A 25935-nucleotide genomic window follows, 5' to 3' on the forward strand; every position below is an offset into this window, starting at 1 on the left:
TTAATTTGTTGGTACAAATTTTATAAATTTATAATAACTCACTCAGATTCATATGTAAACTATTTTTTTTATTTTCAGACAAAAAAAAAGAGCCCTGAGCTCTCTTTGCACCTTAACTTCCCTTCATATTTGATACTTTTAGCAATTTTACATGTTTGAAGTGATGCACTGACTGTGAATAATCAAAAATAGCACCGTTTATTAAATAAACCGTATTATCTACCACCAAAGCCGGATCGTTCTCTTTTAATCCCAATAAACCAGCTTGCTCAGACATGAGATAATCGGCACGAATAACACGATCTGCAAAGCCAATTGCTAGTTGCTGGTCATTGCGTAAATATGTATAAATAGATTTTTTTACAATATTTTCATCAAGATATTTAACAAGATTTTTGTTAAAATATGAAGTTTCAATTGAAAATGGATCTCCATCAACATATCTTAGCCTTTTCACATAATAAATAGGTGATCCAATCTTGCATCCCATATTTTGAGCTAGTTCCTCGTCCGCAGTAATTACTTTAAAATCTAGGAGCTTGTTTTCTACAAGACGGTCACTAAAGTCATTGGTAACTCCTTGTAGCTTTTCAAGGTTAACGTATCCACTGTTATGATGATTACGAATAAATGCACCGCTGCCCTGAACTTGATATACATATCCTTTATTTACGAGAATTTCAATTGCTTTTCGTACTGTATTACGGCTCACCTGATACTTTGCTGCATATTCATCTTCAGTCAAAAGTTTGTTTGTTTTTTGATAAACATGCTCAGTAATATCAGATTCAATTTGGCCAGCTACTTGCAGGTATTTTGGAATCATTCCGTTTTACACCTCTCTATACAAACTAAAAAACTAGGGATTATTATAGCATAAAATACTGAAATCGTAATCATGACAGTAGTTAAAATGGATGATTACTATAAATGGGACAATAAACCAAGTATATTTTATCTAAGGTGTATTATTTATGTACATGCAAAACCGAATGGACATTAGTGGAGCAGTGTGACAGAAAAATCAAATAAAAATTACTGCGTTACATATTATGCGTTTTTTGGATTCCGTTACATGGAAGTAGAAGTTAGTTGAACCTGATATTTATAATAATACGGTAAAATCAAAACAAAGATCCCTTAGTTATACTTTTACGAACCCTCGATTTTAGAGAGAACGGTATCCGCTAATTAATTAAATGCGTAATCTTATTTTCCATCTATAAAGAACTATTTTTAAATTCACATCATACTGTCTGTTCTCGGCAGGTATTTTTCTATACGTACATATGTTACAATAGAGAAAGAACATAAATTAAAATTATATGGTCTCTTTGTACCCTGGGTTTCCTTATAATGGAAAGAGGTACTTTTATGAATATACTTGAAATAAAAAAAACGCTTTATACTCTTATTCAGTATGAGGATAGCGCTATTACTCATACCATTCCTGAAGTACTGGAATTGTCGTATTGTAAAACATCTAAGATTTTTCAAATCACTACACTTACGGATCAAAAAACCTTAAATTATAACGATTATGATATAGATAACGCTTCTGAAGCTTTATACAAGATCTTAAACTGAAGAAAGCAATTCAATGATTCTTCTATCTTTTATTTAACAAACGTGCAATTGCACAATATATTATTTTAAACAAAAGAAACTCCTAATATATGTTCAGGAGTTTCTTTTGTTTTTCTAATGTATACAGGATACAAATCTAATTTTAAAAAACCACCTAAAAATATTTAAAATAGTACGAAACCGTAAAGATGATGCCACTATTCCTTTAATTAAATAATTAAAAAATTCCTCTAAAAGGTTCAGCACCACCTAAAGATTTATATGATATGTATCTTTAAAATTGTAAAAGTTGCTTTGATTATTTTCATTTTACAGCTTATTTACTAGAAGTAATTCCTAAAAAATGAAGTGCGTTTTTTACAGTAGCCATTGTCGGGTAGAATCTAAATTAATACCTAGTTGTACAGCAGAGCGAGATAATTCTGGTCTTAATCCTGTTAAGATGCATTGCACTCCAAGTAGTGACATAACGCTATTAATTTTAAAAAGATGCTCCGTTACAATTGAATTCAATGTATAAATACCGGAAAAATCTATAATTGAACAATTTATATTTTGCGTCTGCACTTTTACTGGAACAGCCATTAAAAGTTGATTTGCTCTTTCCTCATCTATGGCTTCTACTAAGGGAAGTACAGCGATTCCCTCTAAAAGAGGAACAAGGGTTGTAGACAATTCATTTATTTGCTTTATTATTTCTTTTTGTCTTGTTTCACTCTCTTTTTTTACCGTAATATCTCTCACATAGGTTTGGATTACTTTTTTATCTCCCAGCAGCAAGGGATGACAATATAATTCAACTTCAAATTTATCAAGGGGTCAATTGCTTGTTTAAAATCTTAAAAAACGATAATAAAGTTTCTGTTGAAGTTATAAATAAGAAATAGTAAGAAAATAAAAGATTAAAAGGTCGTTTGTTCTTTACAGAATACAAACAAAAACGGCCCTTGGAAATGAATTCAAGGGCCCTCTCTGCATTTATTTAGATCATACCTTCTCACCGGTTAAATATGGTGTAAGGCTGTATCAGGAACAATAGGTGAAAATAATTTACTTTGACTTCAAACTGGAATTCTTTTTGATGACGAAATATATTAATTTTTCTTTTAGATCATTTACAGAGTTTTATCTTTTCCTCTTTTGCCCTTTACCCTATTCTCATTTGAATGAATCGTTTGATCTCTATTTCTTTTTCTTCTACTAAGAAAATAGATAATAAAACCTACTAAAACTAATAAAGTAATTAGAAGGATACTTGTAGGAAAGTATAACGTCCCTATGTGGATACCAAAAAATTGAATCATTACCCTTTCACCTCCATATGAGAGTAGTAAACGACTCTAGTAATATACTTTTCGTTCAGTATCTTTCCTATTCATAAACCCTTCGTACAGAAGAACAAATATTATATATAAGGCAACATGCTAATATGATTTACTAATAGTTCTCGATCAGTTAGTTTCTTCGAAAGTTATTGCAAGAAAAAACCATTACATATCTTTTTTTGCAATAATGATTATACGTTCCTGTTTCATTTCACCGACACAGTGTTTAGCTTCTTCTTGGGTTAAACCTAACGAGGCCATTTTAGAATGAAGTTCATCTTCACGAGAAAATAACTTATTAACTGCAGATTCAAAAACTCCTTGTTCAAAAGCTCGATATTCTTTTGTATTTGTTGTATTTGTTAAATATTCCGAGCGCTCTTTATTATAGGTCAATAAATAAATTTCGTTTTTACTAAACCCGTTGGCAAAAAACTCTTCAATAAACTTATTTGCCTGACCACTATTTTCTGCTACTTTAATTTCCTTCACTATTTTCTCCTCCTCTATCCCCATAGAATATGTCGTTCTACTAATAGGTGTATCCTTCAGCAGCCAATTAAAACCAATTTATTCGGATATGGGATAAAAGACTATAAAATATCATCTAAATATTGTATAAAATGGGGGTAAATTATCTACTTCTAAGAGAATAAAATATAGACTTCTTCTCCTTTGTAGAAATATCAAAAGAGAACTTTTTATGTAACCTTAAAAAAATTCCCCCTCTATTGTCAGAGGGGGAATTTTAGTTAACCTTTCGCTAAATCTAACGCTTTATCTGCCTTTTTTAAATCGTGATTTACTTGTTCTTCTACATCATAGGCGTGATACATTTCATTATCAATCATATATTGAGCAATCCTTTCATGAAGCTCGATGGTTTCATCTAATTGCTTTTTTAATACCTTTCGAACTTCGGGCGTCGCTGTTTCCGTAAGCGCTACAGCATATGTTCGTACACCACTCTTAGCTGATAATAATAAATCAGTCGCAATAGCAAGATCATCTAACGTTTTAGTAAGAGTACTTTTAGTGGCCATTTTTCTACCCCTCCTATTTATTGAGCTTTCTTTAAGATTTTTTTCAATTCTTTAATCGCTTCAGTAGATGTTTGAACATCTTCTTCAAGAATCTTTTTTAATTCCTCATCCTCTACCAATCCCAACATCGCTGTTCCTTTTGTTACACATGATGTTTTAAGCGTTAAGATTTCATGAACTTCTAGCGTTTCGTGCATAGCTAGTCCCTTTGCCATGTTTGCATCCTCCTTGTCATTTTTTTGACTTGTGAATTATATTCCCAAATCATTTCCATTTAAACAAGTATTGATTATTTTTTTGGAATTTTAGAAAAATAAACTGGGATATTAAAACTAGCAAAAATAATCACCTATCTTTTGCAATTGACCTTCGGTTTTATTGGAGAATAAATCCCTTTAGGTGTAATATGTAACCCTTCAATGAACCTTAAATTGTAAGTCTTTCTAGACCTTTTTAATCGTTTAAAATTGGGTAATACATTTTGTAAAAAGGTGTGATTTTCTTAATTTCCTGCTTTACTGATTATCGTAAAAGAAACAAAAATAATAAATAGAATAACCAGGTTCGTTTGCGCAACCATTTCAATTAAAAAGTGCGTTAATCTGGCTTGGATTAACGCACTTGATAGTGACACTTGAATCAACAAAACTCACTTTTCTATAAAATCTAAACATGCTTTTAAATATTAAAGCGAGGATCAGTTTGGAAGGAAAGAGTAAGGTTAATTGATGAATTCAGGGTGATTATCACACTCGATTACCTTCTAGACCGATGATTTTTCTGATGACTTATTGCCCGGTGCAAACCAACCTAATAGAGCAATACCAACTAATACTCCATAGAAAATTAGAGTCCAGATAGTGCTATGAGGAAAATGAGGATCTAAGATACCAATATCTTTATGCGCAAAAGTAATAACAGCAAGTTTCACCCCTACCCAGGCAACAATGGCGTATGCTGTCGTTTCCAAGGCAGGTCGCTTTTCAAGGAGTTTTACAAACCAGGTCGCTGCAAACTTGATTAAGATAAGACCTGCAATCCCTCCAAGAACTACAACTGCAAACTGCCCTCCGTCCATACCACCGATTTCTCCAAACTGTGAATCCGGAAGTCCAAGTGCTATAGCAACCGCAGCTAAAATAGAATCAATGGCAAAAGCTAGGTCGGCTAACGCAATTTTGCCCACCGTCGGCCAGAATCCTTTTCCAGCAGACTCCTTTTCATCATCATTATGAATATTCTCATTGTGTTTCCCAAACCGTGCCTTAATGACATGCTTTAAACCTAAATAAAGAAGATAAGCTGCTCCTATCGCCTGTATCCACCAGACGTTGGCGATAAATGAAATGGCAAAAAGAGCTCCAAATCGAAAAATAAACGCCATAAGAATTCCGTAATTAATCGCTCTTTTCTTCTGATCCTCGGGTAAATGTTTAGCTATAACTGCTAGTACAAGAGCATTATCAGCTGATAATAATCCTTCTAACCCGATTAGAATCAATAATGCCCATACGTATTCGAGCCAAATAGATTCCATCCATTTTTCTCCTTTCCAAAATGTAAGCTGTTATGCTAAAGGTTTTGTTTACAATAGAATAACCATATATGCTGCAGTAAACTCTAAAAGATGAGATTTTCATTTTTTTAACACTAATCAACGGTTGAACAACTTTTAGAATAAACATAATTATGAATTCCAGTATGTGAGTAAATAGTTTATGTCAACATACTTACATAGGTTAGAAAGTCACCATATTATTATTATTATGCCCTTCCCCTTTTCTCAAGAAGTACCTGTGAACGATAAAAAAACCGGCTGTAACATATTAACCAATATGTTACAGCCGGTTTTTATAGTGGAATAAGAAAATTAATTAGGACTAATCCCTACCCAAAAAAGGTCCACTAGAGCCTGAGCCGTTTTTTCAGGGCCTCCTAATTCTGTAATTAATTCTTTTTTGTTCCGAATCATTGTTACCGTGGAAAATGTATGCGCAAGCAATCTGGGACTTGCTACGACGATCTCTCCGCTGTTTGCAGCTTGCTTGAATACGTTCTCTAATGCCTCATGTATCGCTTTCTCCGCTTCACGAATTTCATGAATATGACCTTCTGTAAGCGAAGAAGTCGCTTCTTGCAATAATGTTTCAAAATCAATATGCGGTCTTTTTAAATGATCTAATGTTACCTCATATAATCTGTGTTTCAGCCCATTGGAATTTTGTAATAATTTCTCCGTCTGTTTTGTGATACGTTGGAACATACTTGATACCGAAACGGTAAACAAAGTTGCCTTATTTTTAAAATAGTAGTAAACGCTGGCCTTGGTCACATCGCTTGCTTCAGCCACTTGCTCCATTGAAACTTTTTCGTATCCATATGCCATAAAGAGATGGGCAGCTGTTTTTAAAATTTGCTCTCTTGTTATATTATTTTCAGTTGTTATTTTAGGTCTGCCAGGCTTTTTTTTCGGCGTCTGATTCGCATTCATAAGGGCCCTCCTTCTAGTTCAAGAAATTGGCACATTTAAACTAGTTGATTAATTAACCTTCTGGTATATATAATTATTGAAGATTCTATATATATTGTAATAGAAACAAACAGATTTGGAAATGAGGGAGAATTAATGAAAGAATCACCTTTAGCAACATTCAGTCGATTGATGACTGGAAAAGTGAGTCGTTGGGTTGTTATTGCAGTATGGATTCTGGCAACTGCAGTTCTAACAATTGCTTGGCCTGCCGTTAATAAAACGGAAGTGAACAATGCACCAAACTTAAGTGAGAATTCACCTTCCGTAGAGGCTGAAAATCTCATAAAGAAAGAATTCCCTAACTCTTCAGGGGTTCCTGCCCTGCTTACATGGCATAAAGATTCAGGTTTGAATACCGATGACTTAAAATCTATTCAGCAAGTGGCGGCAGATTTAGAAAAGAAACCATTAGAAGAACAAACGTCTACTCCGCCTTTGCACAAATTACCGTTAGCAGCTTTACAAAAAATGATTTCGAAGGACGGTACAACGCTTGTACAGCCCATTTTCTTTAAAGAAAACGTTGAAACGGATGTACTAGAAAAAAATCTAGACACGATTAAAAAACAAGTAAAAGAACAGGTTTCATATGATTCTTTTGCTACAGATATCGATGCAAAAGATAAGCTAAGCACGCGTGTTACGGGACCTGTAGGAATTCAAGTAGATGCAACTAGCTTATTTGAAGGAGCAGACGTTTCCTTACTAATCGCGACAGTTTTATTAGTCTTAATTTTACTTCTTGTAATTTATCGTTCCCCAATTTTAGCGATTATTCCTTTAATCGGTGTAGGTTTTGCCTATGGGGTTCTGAGTCCGATTCTCGGTATTTTGGCAGATAAAGAATGGATTACGGTTGACTCGCAGTCCATATCCATTATGACGGTCTTGCTATTTGGAGCAGGAACAGACTATTGTTTATTTTTAATTTCTCATTATCGCGATGAGCTTCGCAAAGTAAGAGATAAGAGACAAGCACTTATTAACGCCTTTAAAGGTGCTTCAGGTGCTATAGCTATGAGTGGGTTTACAGTTGTCATCTCTCTTCTGGCCTTGATTGTAGCAAAATACGGTGCTTACCACCGTTTTGCAATCCCTTTTAGCTTATCTATTCTAGTTATGGGATTAGCAAGTTTAACACTTATTCCCGCCCTGCTTTCGGTTATGGGAAGAGGTTCTTTTTATCCTTTCGTTCCTCGTACTCCTGAAATGGAAGAGGAATTGGCGAAAAAGAAAGGAAAACCGGTGCGTGACCGAAAAGAGAAAAACCGTTTCGGGAATTGGATTGGTAATGTGGTCACGACTAAACCATGGACAATCATTGTAGCTTGTCTAGTCTTTTTTGGAGCTTTGTCCATTTACTCAAGTCAAATCAAGTACACATATGATTTATTGTCTTCTTTCCCTGAAGATATGCCTTCTCGCGAAGGATTTACGATTATCTCTGATGCTTACTCTCCTGGTGAACTAGCACCGGCACAAGTAGTCATTGATACGGAAGGAAAATCGGTTGACCTTGAAAAAGTATTAAAGGAAAATCACCTTATTAGTACCGTTTCTGCACCTCAAAGTGGTACAAATAATGAGGATTTAAAAGTATATGACGTCACGTTTAATGTGAATCCATATAGTATAGAAGCAATGAAAGCTATTCCAGACTTGAGAGATGCAGCTGAAAAGGCACTGTCACAGTCCGGAGTTTCCGCTGTCAAATCCAAAGTATGGATCGGCGGTCAAACAGCAACACAGTATGACACAATGACCACGAGTGATAAAGACGACAGTATTATTGTCCCATTAATTATTATTTTTATATCGCTCCTGCTATTGGCTTACTTGCGTTCCATTGTAGCCATGCTTTACTTGGTCGGAACGGTTATCTTGTCCTACAGTGCAGCCTTAGGGTTAGGCTGGCTCATTATCCATAATATTATGGGGGCAGATGCTATTCAAGGAGCAATTCCTTTATACGCATTTGTATTCTTAGTGGCGCTTGGTGAGGATTATAATATCTTTATGATCTCAAGCATCTGGCAGAAAAAGAAGCACATGCCGTTAAAGCAAGCAATTAAAGAAGGGGTAAGTGAAACAAGTGGTGTTATTACATCAGCTGGAATCATTTTAGCTGCTACTTTCGCGGTTCTAGCAACACTGCCGATTCAAGTTCTCGTTCAGTTCGGAATTATTACAGCTTTAGGTGTTCTGTTAGATACATTTGTCGTAAGACCATTCCTTGTACCTGCGATCACTACGGTTTTAGGAAGATTTGCTTTCTGGCCAGGTAAAGTTAAAATGGTATCAGAAAAAGAGCGATAAGTATTCAAACAGAGATGTTTTATAATTGATTTACTATATAGGTTCTATGGATGTAAAAATAAGAAAATGGCAAATATCAGGAAAAAGAAATCATAATTGCCTTTTAAGCAATTATGATTTCAAATAAAACTCGATCCAGTCGACATAATGTCTCCTCTGGGAACCAAACAATCCAACCAGCCCATGGCTAATACTAGGGCTGGTTGGATTTATACATTTATGGTATATAAAATATGGTATATAAAGTTCTTTATACATCGTTTGTTTATCAAAATTTTGAATTTTTTTAAATTATACATACCTCATAAAAAGTGAGCCGTTCATACACGAGAATTCCTAGCATTTTATCATACATAACTAGAAATTCATTTTGTTTTTTTAGCAAAATAAAATGAATTTCTTTCTTCTCTCAACGGAAAGTTTCTATAATATGTAGTCAATATGTAGTCATTCATTTACCATCATATACGTTTCTCCATGTTGTACTGCTTTGCTAATGTAAATATCACTTGCTTCTTTTTCGGCAATATCAAATTGTAAAGCAGCAGCTTTCAATACCTTCGGATCATCTACCTCTGGTATGTAATTCTGACCAGCGTTTGTCATTTGATTAAATTTATTTTCCATATACTCATAGACAGCATCCTCAAAACTAAGAACATCTTCATTCTCGTTATAGTCAGGGCCTTTATAATAGGTCAAGTCATCCCTTTTATATTTCACTTCACCGTATACTAAAACTTCATCCCTATCATGGCTATCTATTTTCATAGAATATGGGTCTTGGTTGGTTGATGTAGCTGAAACTACTTTTAGAGTACCAAAATCACAATCTTTTCTTCCACAATAGTCACTTATATCACTGTCAATATCCTGCACAGTTCTAGAAAGGATATTGAGGATACCCAACGGATTATTGTCATAAAATGCGCTATTTACCTTTGCTTTGACATTAATTTCATACTTATCGTCGTCTTCCTTATAAGAGTATGAAATACTTTCAGAGCCATTTGCTAAATAATTAGCTAACTTTGAATTTTCAATAGAGTGATCTGAATCCATTTTAATTAAATCAAGCTCTGGAGTAGAAGAACAGCCATTAAGAAATAGAGCGAGACACGGAACAACTATGTAAATCAATGTTTTTTTCACTATATCCTCCATATATTTTATAAAAGTAAACGAAAAAGCTCCCTTATAGAACCTTCTTACCATTTTAAACAATTTATTTCTCCTATTTTATGTATAATTCCAATTAAAAAAAGCTCCCCAAACTTCCACAAGAGCTTAATAATTTAATATAAATTCATCTTCTTCGTCGAATTCTGAAACTCCCTTTTGAATTGCCGGTACCTGATTCACAGGCGAGGAACTTGAGTAAATAGCAGCAGCTAAAGTAATCAGTGACGAACAAACGACAACCCATCCCCCATAATATAAGGCTTTCTTCATAGTATTTCCTCCGTATAATTTTCTTTTATTAAATACATTATATATCCAATCTAAGGATAAATAAACAAATATATATATAAATGGAACATAGCCATCTCCACAAGCATGAAAACCCACAATGGAAATTGATTTTGGTGAGATTGGAATTAAACGTTCTTTAGAAAAAGCTGACTTGTTGCTCTCACCCAATCTCTAATTTACAAAGGCCAATAAGTCAAACATGTAGGGTCTCCCTTACTTGGCATATTTACTAATAGAAAGAATAATTTCGATTTACAGAAATTTGGTTAATAAGCAAAAAATCTTTATTGCTAAACCTTTATAATAGCTAAAAAAAGGGTAATACACTTTATCAAAAGGCGTGATTTTATTAACTTTTTACGTATTGCCATAACAGCTGTTCTTCTCTCTTTCGTTGGTGTGATCTTCAGAGTAATTTACGACCGATTAACTGGAGAAAAAGATGTATAAATATAAAGTCTCATCGGTCTTTTTATTTGCTTTTTTATTGGAATTTTTTTAATTTACTATTTTAATAATTATCGTAAAAGGAAAAAAACTAATTAATTCACTAGTTTGCAAACGAAGTGCTCGATGTAAATTTTAATAATCTAGAATGGCTTTTCGTACAACGTTCATAAAAACAGCTATTTAGGTTAAATTATTACTTAAGAAACGTATACTACTGGAGGTCGTAATTTGTTAATAGGTGAGATTGTTCAAAAGCTAAATAATGGTGCTACTTGTGGAGATATTGTTTCTTCCATCAAAATTAGTGAAGATATATTGAGAAATGATGTAAAGAAATTCGGACTTCACTATGATAATAAAAAAAGCAATCTGGTATTTACAGGATACGAATCTGAGTATGAGAATACGCTTCGTACTTGTTACTCTGATATTAAGAAACTTTCTACTTAACATTTCTGAGTTAAAATGATATAGCTTCTGTTAAGTATGATCCCCCATCATAAAAGCGCGAGCTGAATTCAGTCCACGCTTTTAACTCTCTTCATTTCAGTTCTCTTTCTGTTTCAGAAAAATCTCCTTTACTCATATGCTCAACCATGTCATCGATTGCTTGATCCAGTTCATCCAAAATTTGATTGGAACCCATAATATAGCGGCTAATTCTCTTTGAATCTTTTTTATATCCTTCTGGTAAAGTATTGTGAGATATATAGCTAGAAAAGTTATGATCATTTTCTTTGACCAAGTCTTTTAATTGTTCGAATTTTTTCGCTTCAGCTTCATTTAATTTTTCATCGGAATCTATAGTTCCTTCAAATTGATCCCTAATGTTGGATAAATCCTCGCTAGTATCTAAGTATGTCTTTATACTTTTTTCATTTCTTTTTCATCAATTAGGTCATTATTTTTCGATGAACTAAATATGGAAGTTGGTAATACAATTTTTTCACTAGCTGCTTTTGTACTTTCCTGATAAGAACAAGCACCTAATAAAAAGATAGTTATTAAGCTAAAACAAATTTTCTTCAATTCAAGCGCTCTCTTTAACAATATATTTGTACCATTAATTTACATAAGGAATTTTAATATTAAAATTCCCTTAGGACTATACATCTAGAGGCGTATATCACAAAATAATCTTCAACTAAATAAATGTAGCAAAAAATGTTAAGAACAAAGAATTGTTTGCTGTTATAGTGAACGTAAGGTAGGTGAATGCAAATGAATTATGTAACTTGTATACAGCGAACGCTAGATTACATTGAGGAGAATTTGGAGACACAAATTACTTTAGAAAAGTTAGCAGAAATTGCTTGTTTTTCTCCTTTTCATTATCACCGGGTCTTCCAAGCAATGGTGGGAGAATCTGTGATGGATTATGTGAGAAAAAGAAGGCTTACACGCGCAGCAGAACGCTTATTCTTCACAGATGAAAAAGTGATTGATATTGCACTTGATGTTGGCTTCCACTATCAAGAATCATTTAACAGAGCGTTCAAAAAAATTTATAATGTTTCACCGAAACAATACCGTAATGCACCAACAATATCTGGACCTCTACGGGGAAAAGCCTACCTAAATACCACACTTTTGTCAGGAGGAAATAAGATGGAACCAAAACTAGTCACTAAACCTGCTTTTTATGTCATTGGATATGAGCTAAAAACAAAGAACGAAGGTGGCCAGAATAACAAAGACATTCCTGAATTTTGGCAACAGTACATGCAAAATGGCTTGGGCTCTAAAATACCAAATCCCATAAACGAAAACGCGGAGCTTGGCATTTGCACTGATTTTAATCCTGAAACGGGTGAGTTTGTTTATGTAATTGGCATGGAAGTAGAGAAAGACACTCCAGCACCCGAAGGAACAGTTTACAGAAGCTTCCCTGAACTAGAATATGCTGTATTTACTACACCAAAATCAGATGAAGAATCCTTTACTTCTTCTATTCAGTCCACATGGAATTATGTTTTTACAGAATGGTTCCCAAAATCAGGGTATGAGCACTACGGATCAATGGAATTTGAACTATATGACAAAAGATGCTATGGCTCAGAAAACAAAGAAATTGATATCTACATTCCTGTGAAAAAACAGAGCGTTAAGGCATGAAAGAGAGCGCTCTTTTGATTAGTAGAGAGGTAGTGTAAGTAGAAATTCATTTACAATATTGGAGATATTCCTGTACAAAAGCCCAATCTCTAAGCATTAAATTTAAGAGAGGGCTTTTTGTTATTTCGTGTTGGGAATTTTGGAATCAATCAATGTGAATATTCACTTCATTTTTAATTATCATAATGTACGATATCGGCCATAAAAACATCAGATATACAGAGAAATGTAAGGTACTTTTCTCTCCAATTCCTTCACTCTTAAAACAATGTCTGCTGATCTGTCACTGGATATAAAGTAATACCAGCTAAACCGCTTTGATTTTCATCTAAAAACTCTAAAGAATCCTCAGCTTTATTTTGACGTTCAACTAATGCGACAAAATAGAAAACAAAGTTAGATACATTTCCTATCATTTTATTTTATGTATCTTCCTTACGTGCATATTTTTTACATTTTATAGGAATGATAACGTTACTCGTTGTATAAACAAATATTCACTCATATAAAAGGTGGTAAAAAGTGCGACAAAGACATCTTCTAAAAAAATCTAAGGAAAAAAAGACAACAGATTGTTCAGCAACTCCCTTATATGATGATGTAAATAAAAATATAGAGAGGCTCTTGAACGAATTAGGAAATAGTTCCGATGTGTCATCTCGAATAGTTGAGTCTCCGTATCAGAAAACGTTAAAAGTAGCCGTTATTCATCTTGACGGATTAGCTGATGAAAACATTATAAATGAAAACATTGTAGATCCTTTAATTCAGTGGCTTAAAGAAAGTGATCAAGCGATAACCTTTACAGAGATAGAAGAACGAATCCATCAGATTTTAACTGTATCACAATTAACGATAAAAGAGAGTTGGAATGAATTCATGTCAGCAGTTTTAGCTGGAGATACAGTAGTACTGCTGAATGGAAGTTCTAAAGCATTTGTTGCTAGTACAAAAAAACTCCAGTCCCGCACAGTAACGGAACCAACAAGTCAAACGGTTGTTAGAGGACCAAAAGATAGTTTCACAGAAAATTTAAGGACTAATACTTCTTTAATTCGAGCTAGGGTTCAGAGTCCTAATTTGCGCTTAGATAGCATGAAAATCGGAAATGTAACCCAAACGGATATAGGAATTATGTACATTCAGGGAATTGCAGATGAAAGCATTGTGCAGGAAATCAAAAAAAGGTTAAAGGATATTGATATAGATGGTATCCTTGAATCAAGCTATATTGAAGAATTTATTCAAGATGATCGAACGACTATTTTTCCCCTTCTATTAAATACGGAACGGCCTGATGGCGTTGTAGGGAATTTATTGGAGGGACGAATTGCCATCATCATTCAAGGAACACCTTTTGTGTTAATCGCGCCTGCTGTTTTCTCTCAGTTCTTTCAGTCTCCAGAGGACTATTATCAAAACTACTATATTAGTTCTTTTTTGAGATTATTAAGATTTGGGGCTTTTTTTCTTTCCATGTATGCATCAGCTATTTATTTAGCATTAATTACACACCACCAAGGGCTTATTCCAACCACCTTAATGGTGAGCTTAATGGCTCAACGAGAAAAAGTTCCTTTCCCCGCAATTATAGAAATGTTAGTAATGGAACTAGCATTTGAGATGTTACGAGAAGCTGGAATTCGAATGCCTAGAGCAATTGGCCCAGCTGTATCCATTGTAGGGGCACTTATTCTAGGACAAGCAGCTGTAGAAGCAGGTTTTGTATCAGCAGCCGTAGTTATCATTGTTGCTATTTCTGCTATTAGCAGTTTTACACTCCCTACTACTAGTATGGTCAATGCAGCTCGCGGTTTTCGGTTTATCTTAATTATAATCTCAGCATTTATTGGTTTGTATGGAATTTTGCTTATGACCTTATGTATATGGCTTCATATGAGCAGCCTAAGGTCTTTCGGCATACCCTACTTTGCTCCTTTTGCTCCTTTTCGTTTTAAAAAGCAAAAGGATGGTTTGTTTCGTTTCCCTTTACCATTGCTTTTCAAAAAACAGCAAAATAAATAAAACTTGCATAAAGACAAATGAGGATAAAAAAATGAACACTAACCTTTCACTTTTATGGATCACAGCCATTTGTTTATTGTTTTCTGGTTGTTCAAACTATCGAGAATTAAACCAAATAGGCGTTATTATAGGAATGGGAATTGATCAAAATGACAGCTCGGAACAACCTTATAAAGTAACATATCAAGTCATTAATCCAAGTGGTCTATCACAAGGCAGTTCTTCAGGGGGGCAGGGTCTCCCTGTTATCAACTACACGGTAACTGCCCAAACGCTAGTTGAGGCATTAAAAAAAGCCTCGGTTGTCATTCCGAGAGAACACGTTACTTCACACCTTTCCCTTATTATTTTCGGTGAAAAGTTAGCAAGAAATGGCCTTGCCCTATCACTTGATGCTTTAGATAGAGGCAAACAAGCACGTACTAGTATTCCAATTTTTATTGCACGTGGTGGAACTGCTGAGAATTTGCTTGGTGTGATTGAACCTTTTGAGGTTACCCCGGTCAAAAGTATTCTTAGTACAAGCCAAAATAACCAAAAAATGTACGGAATAGTTAGTAATGTACAGGCATATGAAGTCATTTCCGCGCTTTCAAGTGAAGGTAAGGACCTATCTCTTCCTGGAATTAGTATTAATAAGGGTTCGAAGAACGAGAAGCAAGCAGGTAATTTAGAAAGGACGAACCCGAGTGCTATGCAGGTAAAGGGACTAGCTATGTTTAGAAAAGGAAAATTAGTGAGATGGCTGGATGAAGAAAAGGCTCGATCTGTTCAATTTGTTACATCTGAAGTGAAAAATACAGCTCTTGTGTTACCTCTTGGTGAAAAGGAGAATGCCACCGTCACGATGACTGGAGTAAAAAGCCAAATAAAAACAGAAATACGTCATGACCAGCCTATCGTTCATACAAATTTGAATGTAATGGGAGAAATAACGGAAACTTCATATGGTATAGATTTAAGCAACCCTAAGGTATTAAAAGAATTTGAAAAAAAAATACAAAGTGAACTAAAAAAACAAATTACAGAGACTATTTGCATCGCGCAAAAAGAAAAGACAGACATTTTCGGTTTTGGTGATAGCTTATCTCGAACCAACCCAAGTTATTGGCGTCACCATAAACAGAATTGGGATGACCTATTTTCAGATGCTAAGATATCGATAAAGGTCAACGCCAACATAGTAAATAGCGGAATGCGAACAAATACTTATGAGATAAAATAAATAAGGAGGTGAAAAGGCATTGAGTAAAATAAAAATTGATGGAATTCAATTATTTTGTATGATGTTTATATTTACATTAGGAAGTACATTACTTTTAGATATAGGAAAGGGTGCTAAGCAAGATGCATGGATGGTGCCTCTTTTGGCCACTGTTTTTGGATGCGTGTTATATTTAGTCTATATCTCCTTATATAAAAGATATCCTGATATGCCGTTGACTGGTTACATCCTTGAAATTTTCGGAAAATACATAGGCGGTATCATCAGTTTTTCCTATATTATTTATTTTGTTTATATTGCTTCCAGGGTATTACGAGACTTTGAAGAATTATTAATTAGCTCCTCTTACTATGGGACATCCATTATTACACTGGGTATATGCATGACCCTTGTTTTAATTTATAGCGTTTACTTAGGGGTAGAGGCGTTCGCACGAGTTGTATGTTTATGTTTTGTTATTATTTTGCTAACTCTTTTGATCCTGAATGTTTTGTATATATTAGGAGGCTATATAAAGTTGGAAAATCTTCAACCTGTATTAGCAAATGGATGGGGAAACATAGGAAAAGAGTTATATCCTCTTGGTATTACTGTCCCTTTTGGAGAATTGATTACTTTTACTATGATCCTTCCTTATTTAAATAAAAAGAGTCAGGCTACAAAAGTTGGCCTATCTGCCATCATAATAGGAGGGATTTTCTTAACTATTAATTCAATTGTTCTTTTGTGTGTACTGGGGCCAGATGTGGTACTAAGATCTTCTTTCCCAGCTCTTACAGCTGTGAGTTACATCAATATAGGTGGTTTTATTCAAAGGCTGGATACTTTAATTCTTATTCTAATGGTCATTTTAGGTTTCGTTAAAATAACCATCTATTTCTTTTGCGCTGTGATTGGTGCAACTGATTTATTTCGAATAAAGCCTTCTGTTACATACATTTATTTAATTGGCGGTGTTATTTTTTTCTCATCACTGATGATTGCTCCTAGCTACCAAGCTCATATAAATGAGGGCCTTAAAGTTGTTCCTTATTTGCTTCATATCCCCTTACATATAGGAATTCCCCTTTTATTGCTGATTACAGCGTTTATAAAACAAAAAATAAAGCCTTCCCTTTCATGACAAGGGAGGCTATTGTTTGTTTAAAAGAGTAAAGATACTAGAAAATAGGAACATTAAAATGAATAAAATGGTGAGAAAATAATCCTCCCCCCGAGCAGTTGTAAAATACTGTTTTATGTTATAAAGCGATTGAAACATATAGTTTCCCTGAAAAACGTCGATGAATACAATAAGAACATAAGCCCCCAGCAAAATGCATAAGGATGGAATTATTTTAGTCATTATATCAGCCTCACCTTTTTCTTTTAAATTGCGGTAAATAATATAAAAATATACAAGGCGTCCATGAGATTTAATAATATTTATTAAATGATGAAAAATAATTGATTTTCTGCAAAGTAATCTGTTATAAAAATTTAACGCAACAAGAATTGTGGACAATGATCTCCAAGGAGCTTTGTTCAATCTAATGCACGGTTCTATTTTTATAGACTCTTAAGAAATAGTACAAGCCAAGCAGAAGTAATCCTACATTTGTATAAACATAAAAGATAAATCCATACAAAAAGTTCTTTTGAGCCAATGAATCAAAAACATAATGCAAAGAGTGGTATAGCGCTACATAGATTAAACAAAGATACCAGAAAATATTTTCTTCTCTAGAATAAATCTCTCTTAGTAATAAAAGAATGATCCACCAAAACACAAGTATGGATAATGTACTGAGTAAGTTAATTGGGTAAGTTTTATAGTAAAAAGAATACGCGCTGCTATAAAATAAAAGCATCGATAGTAACAACATGAATAGTGGCTTTCTAGAGTGTTTATTGGTGATAAAAAAGTACAAGCCAACTAAAATGGCAATAAAAAAATAAATGTAATTCAACAAATTTCCCATCTTAAACCTCAAAATTTTTATAATTTAATACTATGACATTTAAGTTTCTAATAAAATCTTTTATGTATTGACTCAAAAACACAGCACTTTACGCTTCCTTGCCTTTTTTATATGTATAATACCTAAAGATAGCAATCCCAAAGGAAACTCCAAAAGCGGTTGAAAATGCTGTTAAAAGATCGAAATTAGAAGTAAACAGAATATTAATCATTAAGTTTCCTCCAAAGAAGATTAAAAAATATACAAAGAATTTCAAAATAACTTTTTTCAAGAACTACCCTACTTTCATAGATTTCGCTTAAATTGACTGCTGATTCAACATAGATTTTAAAAATCACGAAATTATAAATATAACCAATATATGATTATATTACCATATATTTTTACTGGCTATAAAAAAGAACCTCTTTAAAACAGAGGTTCTTTTTTTATAACAGACAAGATATTTAGTTACTGTAATAACAAGAATTAAAATTTCATTCGCAAGCTTTAATAAAGATAATCCTCTTACTACCTATAGCTTCTCTACCAATTCATCAACACGGACACAAGTGAATCCTTTTGTTTGCACTGTTTTTAATACATCTCTTAACGCATTAATTGTGTTTCTTGGAGCTTCAGATTCCGCCCCGAGCGTATCTCCGCAGTCGTGCAGCAAAATGACGTCCCCGCCTTTTATGTTGGCTAGGCGTTGTTTAATCTTTTCGCTTCCGCCAGAGGTTCGCCAATCTTCCGCCATGATTGACCATAGAATAATCTTATATTTACCTCTTCTAATAAAATCGAAAAGGTTGAGCATTCCCCAAGGCGGTCGATAATAAATAGGTGTGACTCCAGTGATAGATTTAATCACCTTGGCTGTATTCTTAAGTCCATTTCTAACTTTCCAAGGCGACATAAACCAGTTGGAGTGATGCACGTAGTTATGAATTCCGATTAAGTGGCCTTCATTATGCATACGCTGAATGAGTTCAGGGTACTTTTCTGCTTTAGTACCGACCACAAAAAAGGTTGCCTTCACCTCATTTTTCTTCAGTAAATCAAGAAGTATCGGCGTATAAATAGGATTCGGACCATCATCAAAGGTAAAAGCAATTTTAGATAAATCCCTTCCTCTTTTAACTACGTTCACTCCTAGACTACGTGATAGGAAATACGGAATAACGGTGTATAATAAAATTAAAAAAATAATAGCAGAAATCATGAACTCCATATTATATACTCACCTCTATCTCCTTTTGCTTTTGTATCGTTCTACTATCTGTTACGTTACGTAATGGAACGCACCTTGCTGCTTCGACAATGACATGGAGAGCTTCCATGGATGATGTTTTGGTTTGATATTTTTTCATCCTTTGTTTCATCCATCTTAAAGGTGCTGAATCGCGGACAAGATTTTCAATTTGCGCAATTAGCTCTTTTTCTGACTGTGCAAACAGTGCGAATCCCGAACGACATAAATACTCTGCATTGTCTTCTTCTTGTCCTGGTAACGAATGATAAAGCAGTATTGGCAAACCTATCGCCATTGCCTCAGAGGTTGTTACTCCTCCCGGCTTGCTGATCATTAAATCTGAAATGGCCATTAACTCTTCAACCTTTTCACAGTATCCAAAAATTCTCACGTCATGCTTCGAATCTTTTAATTCCCACTCTAATTGTGTTTTTAATTTCTTATTTTTACCACATACTATAAAAAGTTGAATCGGTGTGGAAATGGATTCTAATGCCTTAAAGGTTGAAAGTCCTTTTCCAAAAAATCCGTCGCCCCCTCCCATGATGAGTAGGGTGAACATATTTGGATTGATCATATATTTATCTAAGAGAAGGTCTGTTGGAAGAACATCCATAAATCTTTTCCGTACAGGTATTCCAGTGTTTTTAATTTTGTCTGCCTCTATCCCTAACGCAATTAATTGATCACGCAATCGAGCAGACCCTACCACATATTGATCTGTAGAGGGATGAATCCAATAAGAATGATCCGTATAATCTGTGATGATGGTTACCGCTGGAATATCAATTAACCCTTGCTCTTTTAATCTCGATATAATCCCGGCGGCAAATGGATAGGTACTAACCACTACTTTCGGTTTTATTTCCTGTATGATTTTAAGCACAGTTTGCATACCCGATAAAAAGATCGAATTTAGCTTAACGGAAAACGAATTTTTCACACGAGTTTTTTTATACAAAAAGCTATACACTTGAGGAAACTTCTTAATGCTTTTTTTATAAATATAGTGGCTGATTGGATAGAGGTTGGGATGAATCCACTCCATGATATCCATGGTAATAGGCTCAGCATCAGCAACCATCTCATTTACTGCCTCGCTTATCGCATTTGCCACTTGTTTATGCCCCTCTCCAAATGTAGCGGAAAGAATGAGGTATTTATCTTTTTCAGGATTGTTCATGACTTTTCCCTCCTTATAGTTTTTATTCTTTTGTCATATGATGAAATTTGAACTATTCACCACGTCTTTTTGTTCTTTTGTTTATGCGTGTAAAGAATTACTCTACTGATAAAAGAGTAAACATAATAAAAAATTAATACCGGGTATTTAGCCTTTTTAATCAATTTGTGTGGTGTATCTTTTCTTCTTTTTCGTTACATAGATTGTTTAGGAATTTCTTACACTATTTATTAGAAATAATATACAGTCTTAAGTTGCGCTTTCAAATAGCACATTTTCAGTCTACGTTTTGTAATTAAAAATAGGCTAAAAATAACATTAAAAATCAATGAAAAAGCCAGTTTTTTTTATAAATAGTGCTACATTTAAAAAAAGCAAAGGTGAAATTAACCTTTTCACTTCTCCTATTTTCAATAAAATTTAAGTTACTAACTGTGCTTTAGGTAAATACATACTATGAAAGAAGGACAAACCATGGATTTTATCACATCTTATATAAATCAATACGGATATATCGTGCTGTTTCTAGCATTGATGCTGGAACTTCTTGCACTTCCTCTTCCAGGGGAGCTTCTCATGGGCTACGCTGGGGTTCTTGCTTTTCAAGGACATTTAAGTTGGGTCGGAAGTATCCTGGTGGCTGGTATGGGGAGTATGGTTGGAATGACCATAGCTTACGGGGTAGGCTATAAGTTAGGGACTCCCTTTTTTGATAAATATGGCAAAACCCTTCATATGGGACCAGAGCGAATTGAAAGAATGTCAAAATGGTTTGGTGTACATGGAAACAAGCTGTTGATTATTGCTTATTTCCTCCCAGTTATTAGACATATTACAGGATATTTTTCAGGAATTACTCGGCTTCCCTTTCGTACGTATGCACTGTACGCCTATAGCGGATCATTTCTTTGGGTCACCACATTTATTACTCTAGGAAAGTTATTAGGACCTCAGTGGGAACAGTTTCATCATTCTATTAAGAAGTATTTTGTCATTGGGATGATTGCAGCTGTAAGTTTGTTCGTTGCTATTTACATTTATAAAAAGTTCAAAGTAACGATTAAAAAGATAGCAATTAATTTCCTCAAGTGGATAGTAAATGTGTTTCATACGCGGAAACGGGCAGGTCTTGTTTTTATATTTACAGCATTAGTTACATTAGGGTTTATTCTGCTTATGATTGGAATGACGCAAGACTTTATCGCAAACGAGTTTGGAGATTTTAACAAAATAACGAGTCTATTAATAACAGCCCTTTTTAATAAAGATTGGAATGTACCAATGCGGATACTTTTCATGCTGGGATCCAGGCAAGTGCTGGTGGTATTAATTTTCTTTACACTTTTATGGATTTTATGGAAAGGCAGGGATAAAAAAATTGAATTACTATCTCTGGTAGTTGTTACAGGCGGCGGAGAGCTGTACGAAGAAAGCCTGAGACGAATTTTTCATCATTTCTCCCCTATTAGAAAGTCGTTGATAGAACACCTTTCATACACCTTTCCAAGCGAGCAGTCTTTAATGGCTTTTGTTATTTATGGGTTTGCTGTGTTTATGATGGTTCGACACTCTAAAAGATTATGGGTTCCTACATTAGCACCAATAGCAGCCATTCTTATTTTATTGCTTATTGCGATTAGTCGTTTGTACTTGAGCATACAATATCCCAGTGACATTGCAGCAGGATATGTATTTGGAGGAGTATGGCTAGGGTTAAACGTTTTGCTTCTTGAAACCTTCCGTCTTATGAAAGGTATTAATCTATAGTGGTTCACTAAAAAGAAAGGTCTAACTAAACAGGAACTTATCTTGTCCAAATGGAGTTTATTACATTTTGAACGGTGCGAAAGGAGAACCTGCATGCAAAACCGTATTTTAATCGTTGAAGATGAAGAAATGATTGCACGAGCTCTTCAAATTGAGCTTGAGCATGAAGGATACCAAGTACTCGTAGAGCATGAAGGAAAAAGCGGCCTTGAAGCTGCTTTACATAACAGCATTGATCTAGTTTTATTAGACGTTATGCTTCCAGAACTTAGCGGTATCGAAGTCCTTCGAAGAATTAGAAAAAAGAACGCCTACCTCCCTGTTATTCTTTTGACAGCCCGTGACACTACGTTAGATAAAGTGATGGGACTAGATCATGGAGCAAATGATTACATCACCAAGCCCTTCGAAATAGAAGAAGTATTAGCTAGGGTGCGCAATAGTCTTCGTCATAGAGCTATCATTCAAGAAGTTACTGAAAAAAAAGATGTTCATTTATCAATAGAAGATTTATCTGTAAATTTAGAGACCAGAGAAGTGATAAGAAAAAACAAAACGATTATATTAACGCCGAAAGAATATGATTTGCTTGTTTATTTACTAAAAAATCAAAATATCGTACTGAGCAGAGAAAATATCGTTTTGACCGTTTGGGGCTACGATTATGAAGGAGAAACAAACGTAGTAGATGTGTATATTGGACATTTGAGAAAGAAAATAGAAGAAGAGATTAACTCTCCCTTGATTCGCACCGTCAGAGGAGTAGGATATGTGATAAGAAAGGAACCATATGAAAATTACTACCAAGGTTAACTTGTTTATTACAGTTTCTCTGTTAGTCAGCTTGCTCATTGTAAATACGATTGTATTTTTCTTATTTATGAAAACAACCGTTAATATGGAAGCGCATTTAGCCTTCAAAAATGCGAATGAAATGTTGAAAAAATACCACATTTCCAAATCCTTAACACTCGACAAAAACCTTTTAAACTCTTACATGCCTAGTCACTCTTTTATTCGAATCGTTGGGCCGAACTCTACAACTATTAATCAAGTCACTAACGACAAAGTCCTTGTTCAGAAAATCTCCCCTACTTTTTCAACAGAAAAGAACTTTGAACTTAGACCTTTTCAAGAACATCAAAATTTAGTAGTTCACGTACCGATTCATCAGAATCACAAAGTAATAGGCACGTTAGAAATAAGTGAGCGGTTATCAGGACTAGAAAGCCGCAAAGATATTATTTTGTCCATAATGGGGACTGTTACCATTGTTTCTGTTCTTCTCTCTTTTCTAGCTGGCAGATGGTTATCGGCTATCATTATGCAGCCTATTGTATCAATGATCTCTACAATGGAAGATATTGAACAAAGTGGAACGCTGAAAAAGATTGGTATACAAACTGAAACAAAAGATGAAGTGTACAAAATGGCAGCTACATTTAACCGTATGATTAGTAAACTGAAGGAAAACTCAGATAAACAAAGGCAGTTTATTTCCGATGCCTCTCATGAGTTAAAAACACCTGTGACTGTTATTAGCAGTTTTATTACGATTCTTAGAAGGCATGGAACACAAGATGAAACAATAGCAAAAGAAGCAATTGAGGCTATTTATTTAGAAACAAATAGAATGAAAAATTTGACTAAAACACTATTAAGTTTAGCTGAACTAGAGGACTCGGAACCTGTTGACATAAAATCAGTTGACCTTGTTTCTCTCAGTACAGCCCTTGTAACTCAGTTCATGCAAGTTTATGACCGACCTATTATCCTGCATAAAAATTCCCACTCCATTTTCATCAAAGGAGATGAATTGAAGCTCAAACAAGTGATCATTATCTTTTTAGATAATGCCATAAAGTATAGTACCGATGTAATTGAGGTCTTTTTGGAAAGTGATCAACATAAAGGGATTCTCCGAATAAAAGATTATGGCATTGGCATACCAGAAGAAGAACAATCTCACGTTTTTGAAAGGTTTTATCGAGTAGACAAAGCCCGCAAACGGGATTCGGGAGGAAGTGGACTCGGATTAGCTATTGCTAAAAATATTGTGAACCTCCATAAAGGAAAAATTGATATACAAAGCAAAGAACATGCTGGAACAGAGATTAAAGTTACTTTTCCCCTTACAAATTGAGTAAGTCGCTTTTATATAAATTAGCTCATGTACCCCTAGTGAGGCAGCAACTATCAATATTTAATTTCTAAAAATGCTACCTACTGGATACATTCAAAACGAAATCACCAGTTTTTCATGAGAAAAAACACCTCCAAGTGATTGCTCGGTACCCCATACCCGGTTTTCAGCTTGAAGGTGTTCTTTTATTTATATAAAATCAGAGCCTGTCCAAAAGGTTAGCAACTACGTTTTCTTAATCTGCGAACGCTGATACTTTCTAAACTAGTCGTATTTCTATTACCTGAATTATCTTCCCATACTAAAAATCCGCCTTCTGCTCGAATAAACGTGCCATTTCCATCAAGCTGTCTTCCAGCAGAAAAAACTTGAATTTTATCTCCTCTTCGAAAATTATCTACTATAGAACGAGATTGAGATGTACGACGATCTCCACTACGACGTCCTGGCATAACTTCACCTCCCTGTACACTTATAGTACATACTGTGAAGAAAGCAAAAATTGGTATAAGCAAAACGCGTAAAAACACAAAAAATATTTTACAAATTAAAATTTGGACATATCCGTCCTTAGTATTTCTGCAATACTTCTTACATTCGCTCCTAGTCAATATGATGCTCTTTCAAGGGCACATGTTCAAATCTGGCCTTTAATATCATAAAAAAAGAGCTGCCGTAGCAACCCTGTGCATTAAAGAAGACCCGCTTCTATTCTTTATTATTTACAGAATAAACTTCAATAGGTTTATCCCACTTAAAAATCTCTTTCTCAAAATGTAGCCCAACCCTCGTGGCGACTCTTTTTGATGCTTCATTATTTTTGTCTATTGTAGAAATTAATCGATTATAACCTAGTTGATTAAACCCATACTCTTTACAGGCAGCTGCTGCCTCTGTCGCTAAACCTTTTCCCCAGTGTTTACGTACAAATAGATATCCAATCTCCACTTCTAATTCGCCTTCAATCTCTTGGGGAATCAATCCACATTGACCTACGAACTCGTTAGTTTCTCTTAACTCTGCAATCCATAGACCAATACCATGCTCTCTGTAATTTTTGCTTGTCCATCTAATCCAACTACGTGTTTCTTCTAGATCCTTAGTGGAAGGATAATATCGCATAGCTTCTGAATCAGAGAAAATTTGTAATAGATTATCTGAGTCCTCTTCTGTCATCAACCTTAAAAGCATTCTTTCTGTTTCAAGTACTTTCATTTTTTCATCTCTTTCCTTTTATCTGTCTTTATATTTTTAACTTTTCTATATCGTTTGCAAAAGCTCCTTTGAAACACAGGAGCCTCCTCTAACAGCGATCGTTTTGGTTACTGTAATTTAAAAACAGAACGAATCCCTTTTATCTTGTAACGTGACCTAGATTCAGTGAGTATAAAATACATATATATATGATTAAAGTGTTTGATAGATATAATTTGAAAAGTTATATCTTTTAGACACAAAAAAAGAACCCTCCATAAAAAGAGGATTCAAACAGGGTAAGTAAGAAAAAGAAATATACATGCATGTTCCTGGGGGGCACTACGCTTGTATAATCAAC

At 34.5% G+C, this 25935-nt stretch carries 27 protein-coding genes; 10 read left to right on the forward strand and 17 right to left on the reverse strand.

The annotated features are described in order from the left end of the window. Positions 1 to 112 precede the first annotated feature (112 nt). Positions 113 to 826 carry a GntR family transcriptional regulator gene (locus tag MMB69_RS15995; protein ID WP_221782450.1) on the reverse strand — a complete coding sequence of 238 codons (714 nt, stop codon included), beginning with the start codon at positions 824 to 826 and terminating at the stop codon, positions 113 to 115. Between the two features lie 548 nt (positions 827 to 1374). Here MMB69_RS15995 and MMB69_RS16000 point away from each other — a divergent pair. Continuing rightward, positions 1375 to 1587: a hypothetical protein gene (locus MMB69_RS16000; protein WP_047751259.1), complete on the forward strand. Its 213-nt coding sequence runs from the start codon at positions 1375 to 1377 to the stop codon at positions 1585 to 1587. A gap of 357 nt (positions 1588 to 1944) precedes the next feature. On the opposite strand, the gene MMB69_RS16005 is transcribed toward MMB69_RS16000, so the two are convergent. From MMB69_RS16005 to MMB69_RS16030, 6 genes are all read right to left on the reverse strand, one after another. After that, the gene (locus tag MMB69_RS16005) at positions 1945 to 2331 is read right to left on the reverse strand and encodes an STAS domain-containing protein (RefSeq protein WP_264409083.1); all 387 of its coding nucleotides are present in this window, start codon (positions 2329 to 2331) and stop codon (positions 1945 to 1947) included. A gap of 746 nt (positions 2332 to 3077) precedes the next feature. Beyond that, positions 3078 to 3404 (reverse strand): YflT domain-containing protein, encoded by a 327-nt coding sequence (locus MMB69_RS16010; protein ID WP_221782448.1) that lies wholly within the window; start codon positions 3402 to 3404, stop codon positions 3078 to 3080. Positions 3405 to 3664: 260 nt separating this feature from the next. Next, complete coding sequence (locus MMB69_RS16015) at positions 3665 to 3955, reverse strand: spore coat protein (protein WP_221782446.1); 291 nt, start codon at positions 3953 to 3955, stop codon at positions 3665 to 3667. A 17-nt stretch (positions 3956 to 3972) separates the two neighbouring features. Further along, entirely contained in the window at positions 3973 to 4170 is a 198-nt protein-coding gene (locus MMB69_RS16020) for a spore coat protein (protein WP_221782445.1), read from the reverse strand. A gap of 548 nt (positions 4171 to 4718) precedes the next feature. Next, entirely contained in the window at positions 4719 to 5492 is a 774-nt protein-coding gene (locus MMB69_RS16025) for a TerC family protein (RefSeq protein ID WP_221782443.1), read from the reverse strand. 333 nt (positions 5493 to 5825) lie between these two features. Next, complete coding sequence (locus MMB69_RS16030; protein WP_221782441.1) at positions 5826 to 6446, reverse strand: TetR/AcrR family transcriptional regulator; 621 nt, start codon at positions 6444 to 6446, stop codon at positions 5826 to 5828. Between the two features lie 135 nt (positions 6447 to 6581). On the opposite strand from MMB69_RS16030, the gene MMB69_RS16035 reads away from it, so the two are divergent. After that, the gene (locus MMB69_RS16035; protein WP_269870988.1) at positions 6582 to 8804 is read left to right on the forward strand and encodes an MMPL family transporter; all 2223 of its coding nucleotides are present in this window, start codon (positions 6582 to 6584) and stop codon (positions 8802 to 8804) included. Positions 8805 to 9251: 447 nt separating this feature from the next. On the opposite strand, the gene MMB69_RS16040 is transcribed toward MMB69_RS16035, so the two are convergent. Beyond that, positions 9252 to 9956, reverse strand: a complete 705-nt coding sequence (locus MMB69_RS16040; RefSeq protein WP_221782437.1) for a hypothetical protein — start codon at positions 9954 to 9956, stop codon at positions 9252 to 9254. 135 nt (positions 9957 to 10091) lie between these two features. Beyond that, entirely contained in the window at positions 10092 to 10256 is a 165-nt protein-coding gene (locus tag MMB69_RS16045; protein ID WP_221782435.1) for a hypothetical protein, read from the reverse strand. Positions 10257 to 10955: 699 nt separating this feature from the next. Between MMB69_RS16045 and MMB69_RS16050 the strand changes: the two genes are divergently transcribed. Beyond that, the gene (locus MMB69_RS16050; RefSeq protein ID WP_221782433.1) at positions 10956 to 11177 is read left to right on the forward strand and encodes a hypothetical protein; all 222 of its coding nucleotides are present in this window, start codon (positions 10956 to 10958) and stop codon (positions 11175 to 11177) included. Positions 11178 to 11268: 91 nt separating this feature from the next. Here MMB69_RS16050 and MMB69_RS27310 read toward each other — a convergent pair whose 3' ends face one another. After that, positions 11269 to 11595 (reverse strand): NDxxF motif lipoprotein, encoded by a 327-nt coding sequence (locus tag MMB69_RS27310; protein ID WP_221783405.1) that lies wholly within the window; start codon positions 11593 to 11595, stop codon positions 11269 to 11271. 353 nt (positions 11596 to 11948) lie between these two features. On the opposite strand from MMB69_RS27310, the gene MMB69_RS16055 reads away from it, so the two are divergent. Further along, positions 11949 to 12842, forward strand: coding sequence for an AraC family transcriptional regulator (locus MMB69_RS16055; RefSeq protein ID WP_221782431.1), 894 nt, complete (start codon positions 11949 to 11951; stop codon positions 12840 to 12842). 260 nt (positions 12843 to 13102) lie between these two features. On the opposite strand, the gene MMB69_RS16060 is transcribed toward MMB69_RS16055, so the two are convergent. After that, positions 13103 to 13258, reverse strand: a complete 156-nt coding sequence (locus MMB69_RS16060) for a hypothetical protein (protein ID WP_221782429.1) — start codon at positions 13256 to 13258, stop codon at positions 13103 to 13105. A 106-nt stretch (positions 13259 to 13364) separates the two neighbouring features. Between MMB69_RS16060 and MMB69_RS16065 the strand changes: the two genes are divergently transcribed. Genes MMB69_RS16065 through MMB69_RS16075 form a run of 3 tightly spaced genes read left to right on the forward strand, consistent with a single transcriptional unit; the run spans position 13365 to position 17215 of the window. Continuing rightward, positions 13365 to 14867 carry a spore germination protein gene (locus MMB69_RS16065; protein ID WP_277447985.1) on the forward strand — a complete coding sequence of 501 codons (1503 nt, stop codon included), beginning with the start codon at positions 13365 to 13367 and terminating at the stop codon, positions 14865 to 14867. A 31-nt stretch (positions 14868 to 14898) separates the two neighbouring features. Further along, the gene (locus MMB69_RS16070; protein WP_221782425.1) at positions 14899 to 16092 is read left to right on the forward strand and encodes a Ger(x)C family spore germination protein; all 1194 of its coding nucleotides are present in this window, start codon (positions 14899 to 14901) and stop codon (positions 16090 to 16092) included. A 19-nt stretch (positions 16093 to 16111) separates the two neighbouring features. After that, complete coding sequence (locus MMB69_RS16075) at positions 16112 to 17215, forward strand: GerAB/ArcD/ProY family transporter (RefSeq protein WP_221782423.1); 1104 nt, start codon at positions 16112 to 16114, stop codon at positions 17213 to 17215. Positions 17216 to 17224: 9 nt separating this feature from the next. On the opposite strand, the gene MMB69_RS27315 is transcribed toward MMB69_RS16075, so the two are convergent. From MMB69_RS27315 to MMB69_RS16090, 4 genes are all read right to left on the reverse strand, one after another. Further along, positions 17225 to 17437, reverse strand: coding sequence for a YczF family membrane protein (locus tag MMB69_RS27315; protein ID WP_481861876.1), 213 nt, complete (start codon positions 17435 to 17437; stop codon positions 17225 to 17227). 704 nt (positions 17438 to 18141) lie between these two features. After that, on the reverse strand, positions 18142 to 18264 hold the full coding sequence (locus MMB69_RS16080; protein WP_260506589.1) for a hypothetical protein: 123 nt from the start codon (positions 18262 to 18264) through the stop codon (positions 18142 to 18144). A 303-nt stretch (positions 18265 to 18567) separates the two neighbouring features. Continuing rightward, on the reverse strand, positions 18568 to 19266 hold the full coding sequence (locus MMB69_RS16085; protein ID WP_221782421.1) for a polysaccharide deacetylase family protein: 699 nt from the start codon (positions 19264 to 19266) through the stop codon (positions 18568 to 18570). Between the two features lies 1 nt (position 19267). Then, the gene (locus MMB69_RS16090) at positions 19268 to 20470 is read right to left on the reverse strand and encodes an MGDG synthase family glycosyltransferase (protein ID WP_221782419.1); all 1203 of its coding nucleotides are present in this window, start codon (positions 20468 to 20470) and stop codon (positions 19268 to 19270) included. Positions 20471 to 20944: 474 nt separating this feature from the next. Between MMB69_RS16090 and MMB69_RS16095 the strand changes: the two genes are divergently transcribed. The 3 genes from MMB69_RS16095 (at position 20945) to MMB69_RS16105 (ending at position 24380) form a co-directional block, all read left to right on the forward strand. Further along, entirely contained in the window at positions 20945 to 22237 is a 1293-nt protein-coding gene (locus tag MMB69_RS16095; protein WP_264409077.1) for a VTT domain-containing protein, read from the forward strand. 93 nt (positions 22238 to 22330) lie between these two features. Next, the gene (locus MMB69_RS16100; RefSeq protein ID WP_221782416.1) at positions 22331 to 23050 is read left to right on the forward strand and encodes a response regulator transcription factor; all 720 of its coding nucleotides are present in this window, start codon (positions 22331 to 22333) and stop codon (positions 23048 to 23050) included. Next, a complete protein-coding gene (locus tag MMB69_RS16105) occupies positions 23028 to 24380 on the forward strand; it encodes a sensor histidine kinase (protein WP_264409076.1) in 1353 nt (450 codons plus the stop codon). The genes MMB69_RS16100 and MMB69_RS16105 overlap by 23 nt, the downstream gene beginning before the upstream one ends. 218 nt (positions 24381 to 24598) lie before the next feature. Here the strand turns inward: MMB69_RS16105 and MMB69_RS16110 are convergent, their stop codons facing one another. Together MMB69_RS16110 and MMB69_RS16115 are read right to left on the reverse strand one after the other, a co-directional pair. Beyond that, complete coding sequence (locus MMB69_RS16110; protein WP_051421143.1) at positions 24599 to 24832, reverse strand: hypothetical protein; 234 nt, start codon at positions 24830 to 24832, stop codon at positions 24599 to 24601. 256 nt (positions 24833 to 25088) lie between these two features. Then, positions 25089 to 25595 (reverse strand): GNAT family N-acetyltransferase, encoded by a 507-nt coding sequence (locus MMB69_RS16115; RefSeq protein ID WP_221782412.1) that lies wholly within the window; start codon positions 25593 to 25595, stop codon positions 25089 to 25091. Between the last annotated feature and the right edge of the window lie 340 nt (positions 25596 to 25935).

This window comes from Priestia sp. P5, from assembly GCF_029522155.1.
Classification (GTDB): Bacteria; Bacillota; Bacilli; order Bacillales; family Bacillaceae_H; genus Priestia; species Priestia megaterium_E.

Coding starts and splice junctions, on each gene's coding strand:
- MMB69_RS15995 (WP_221782450.1), bottom strand. CDS start 826: ATGATTCCAAAATACCTGCAAGTAGCTGGCCAAATTGAATCTGATATT.
- MMB69_RS16055 (WP_221782431.1), top strand. CDS start 11,949: ATGAATTATGTAACTTGTATACAGCGAACGCTAGATTACATTGAGGAG.
- MMB69_RS16110 (WP_051421143.1), bottom strand. CDS start 24,832: ATGCCAGGACGTCGTAGTGGAGATCGTCGTACATCTCAATCTCGTTCT.
- MMB69_RS16080 (WP_260506589.1), bottom strand. CDS start 18,264: ATGATTAATATTCTGTTTACTTCTAATTTCGATCTTTTAACAGCATTT.
- MMB69_RS16095 (WP_264409077.1), top strand. CDS start 20,945: ATGGATTTTATCACATCTTATATAAATCAATACGGATATATCGTGCTG.
- MMB69_RS16105 (WP_264409076.1), top strand. CDS start 23,028: ATGAAAATTACTACCAAGGTTAACTTGTTTATTACAGTTTCTCTGTTA.
- MMB69_RS27315 (WP_481861876.1), bottom strand. CDS start 17,437: ATGACTAAAATAATTCCATCCTTATGCATTTTGCTGGGGGCTTATGTT.
- MMB69_RS16045 (WP_221782435.1), bottom strand. CDS start 10,256: ATGAAGAAAGCCTTATATTATGGGGGATGGGTTGTCGTTTGTTCGTCA.
- MMB69_RS16000 (WP_047751259.1), top strand. CDS start 1,375: ATGAATATACTTGAAATAAAAAAAACGCTTTATACTCTTATTCAGTAT.
- MMB69_RS16025 (WP_221782443.1), bottom strand. CDS start 5,492: ATGGAATCTATTTGGCTCGAATACGTATGGGCATTATTGATTCTAATC.
- MMB69_RS16030 (WP_221782441.1), bottom strand. CDS start 6,446: ATGAATGCGAATCAGACGCCGAAAAAAAAGCCTGGCAGACCTAAAATA.
- MMB69_RS16100 (WP_221782416.1), top strand. CDS start 22,331: ATGCAAAACCGTATTTTAATCGTTGAAGATGAAGAAATGATTGCACGA.
- MMB69_RS16070 (WP_221782425.1), top strand. CDS start 14,899: ATGAACACTAACCTTTCACTTTTATGGATCACAGCCATTTGTTTATTG.
- MMB69_RS16115 (WP_221782412.1), bottom strand. CDS start 25,595: ATGAAAGTACTTGAAACAGAAAGAATGCTTTTAAGGTTGATGACAGAA.
- MMB69_RS16020 (WP_221782445.1), bottom strand. CDS start 4,170: ATGGCAAAGGGACTAGCTATGCACGAAACGCTAGAAGTTCATGAAATC.
- MMB69_RS16035 (WP_269870988.1), top strand. CDS start 6,582: ATGAAAGAATCACCTTTAGCAACATTCAGTCGATTGATGACTGGAAAA.
- MMB69_RS16060 (WP_221782429.1), bottom strand. CDS start 13,258: ATGATAGGAAATGTATCTAACTTTGTTTTCTATTTTGTCGCATTAGTT.
- MMB69_RS16090 (WP_221782419.1), bottom strand. CDS start 20,470: ATGAACAATCCTGAAAAAGATAAATACCTCATTCTTTCCGCTACATTT.
- MMB69_RS16015 (WP_221782446.1), bottom strand. CDS start 3,955: ATGGCCACTAAAAGTACTCTTACTAAAACGTTAGATGATCTTGCTATT.
- MMB69_RS16085 (WP_221782421.1), bottom strand. CDS start 19,266: ATGGAGTTCATGATTTCTGCTATTATTTTTTTAATTTTATTATACACC.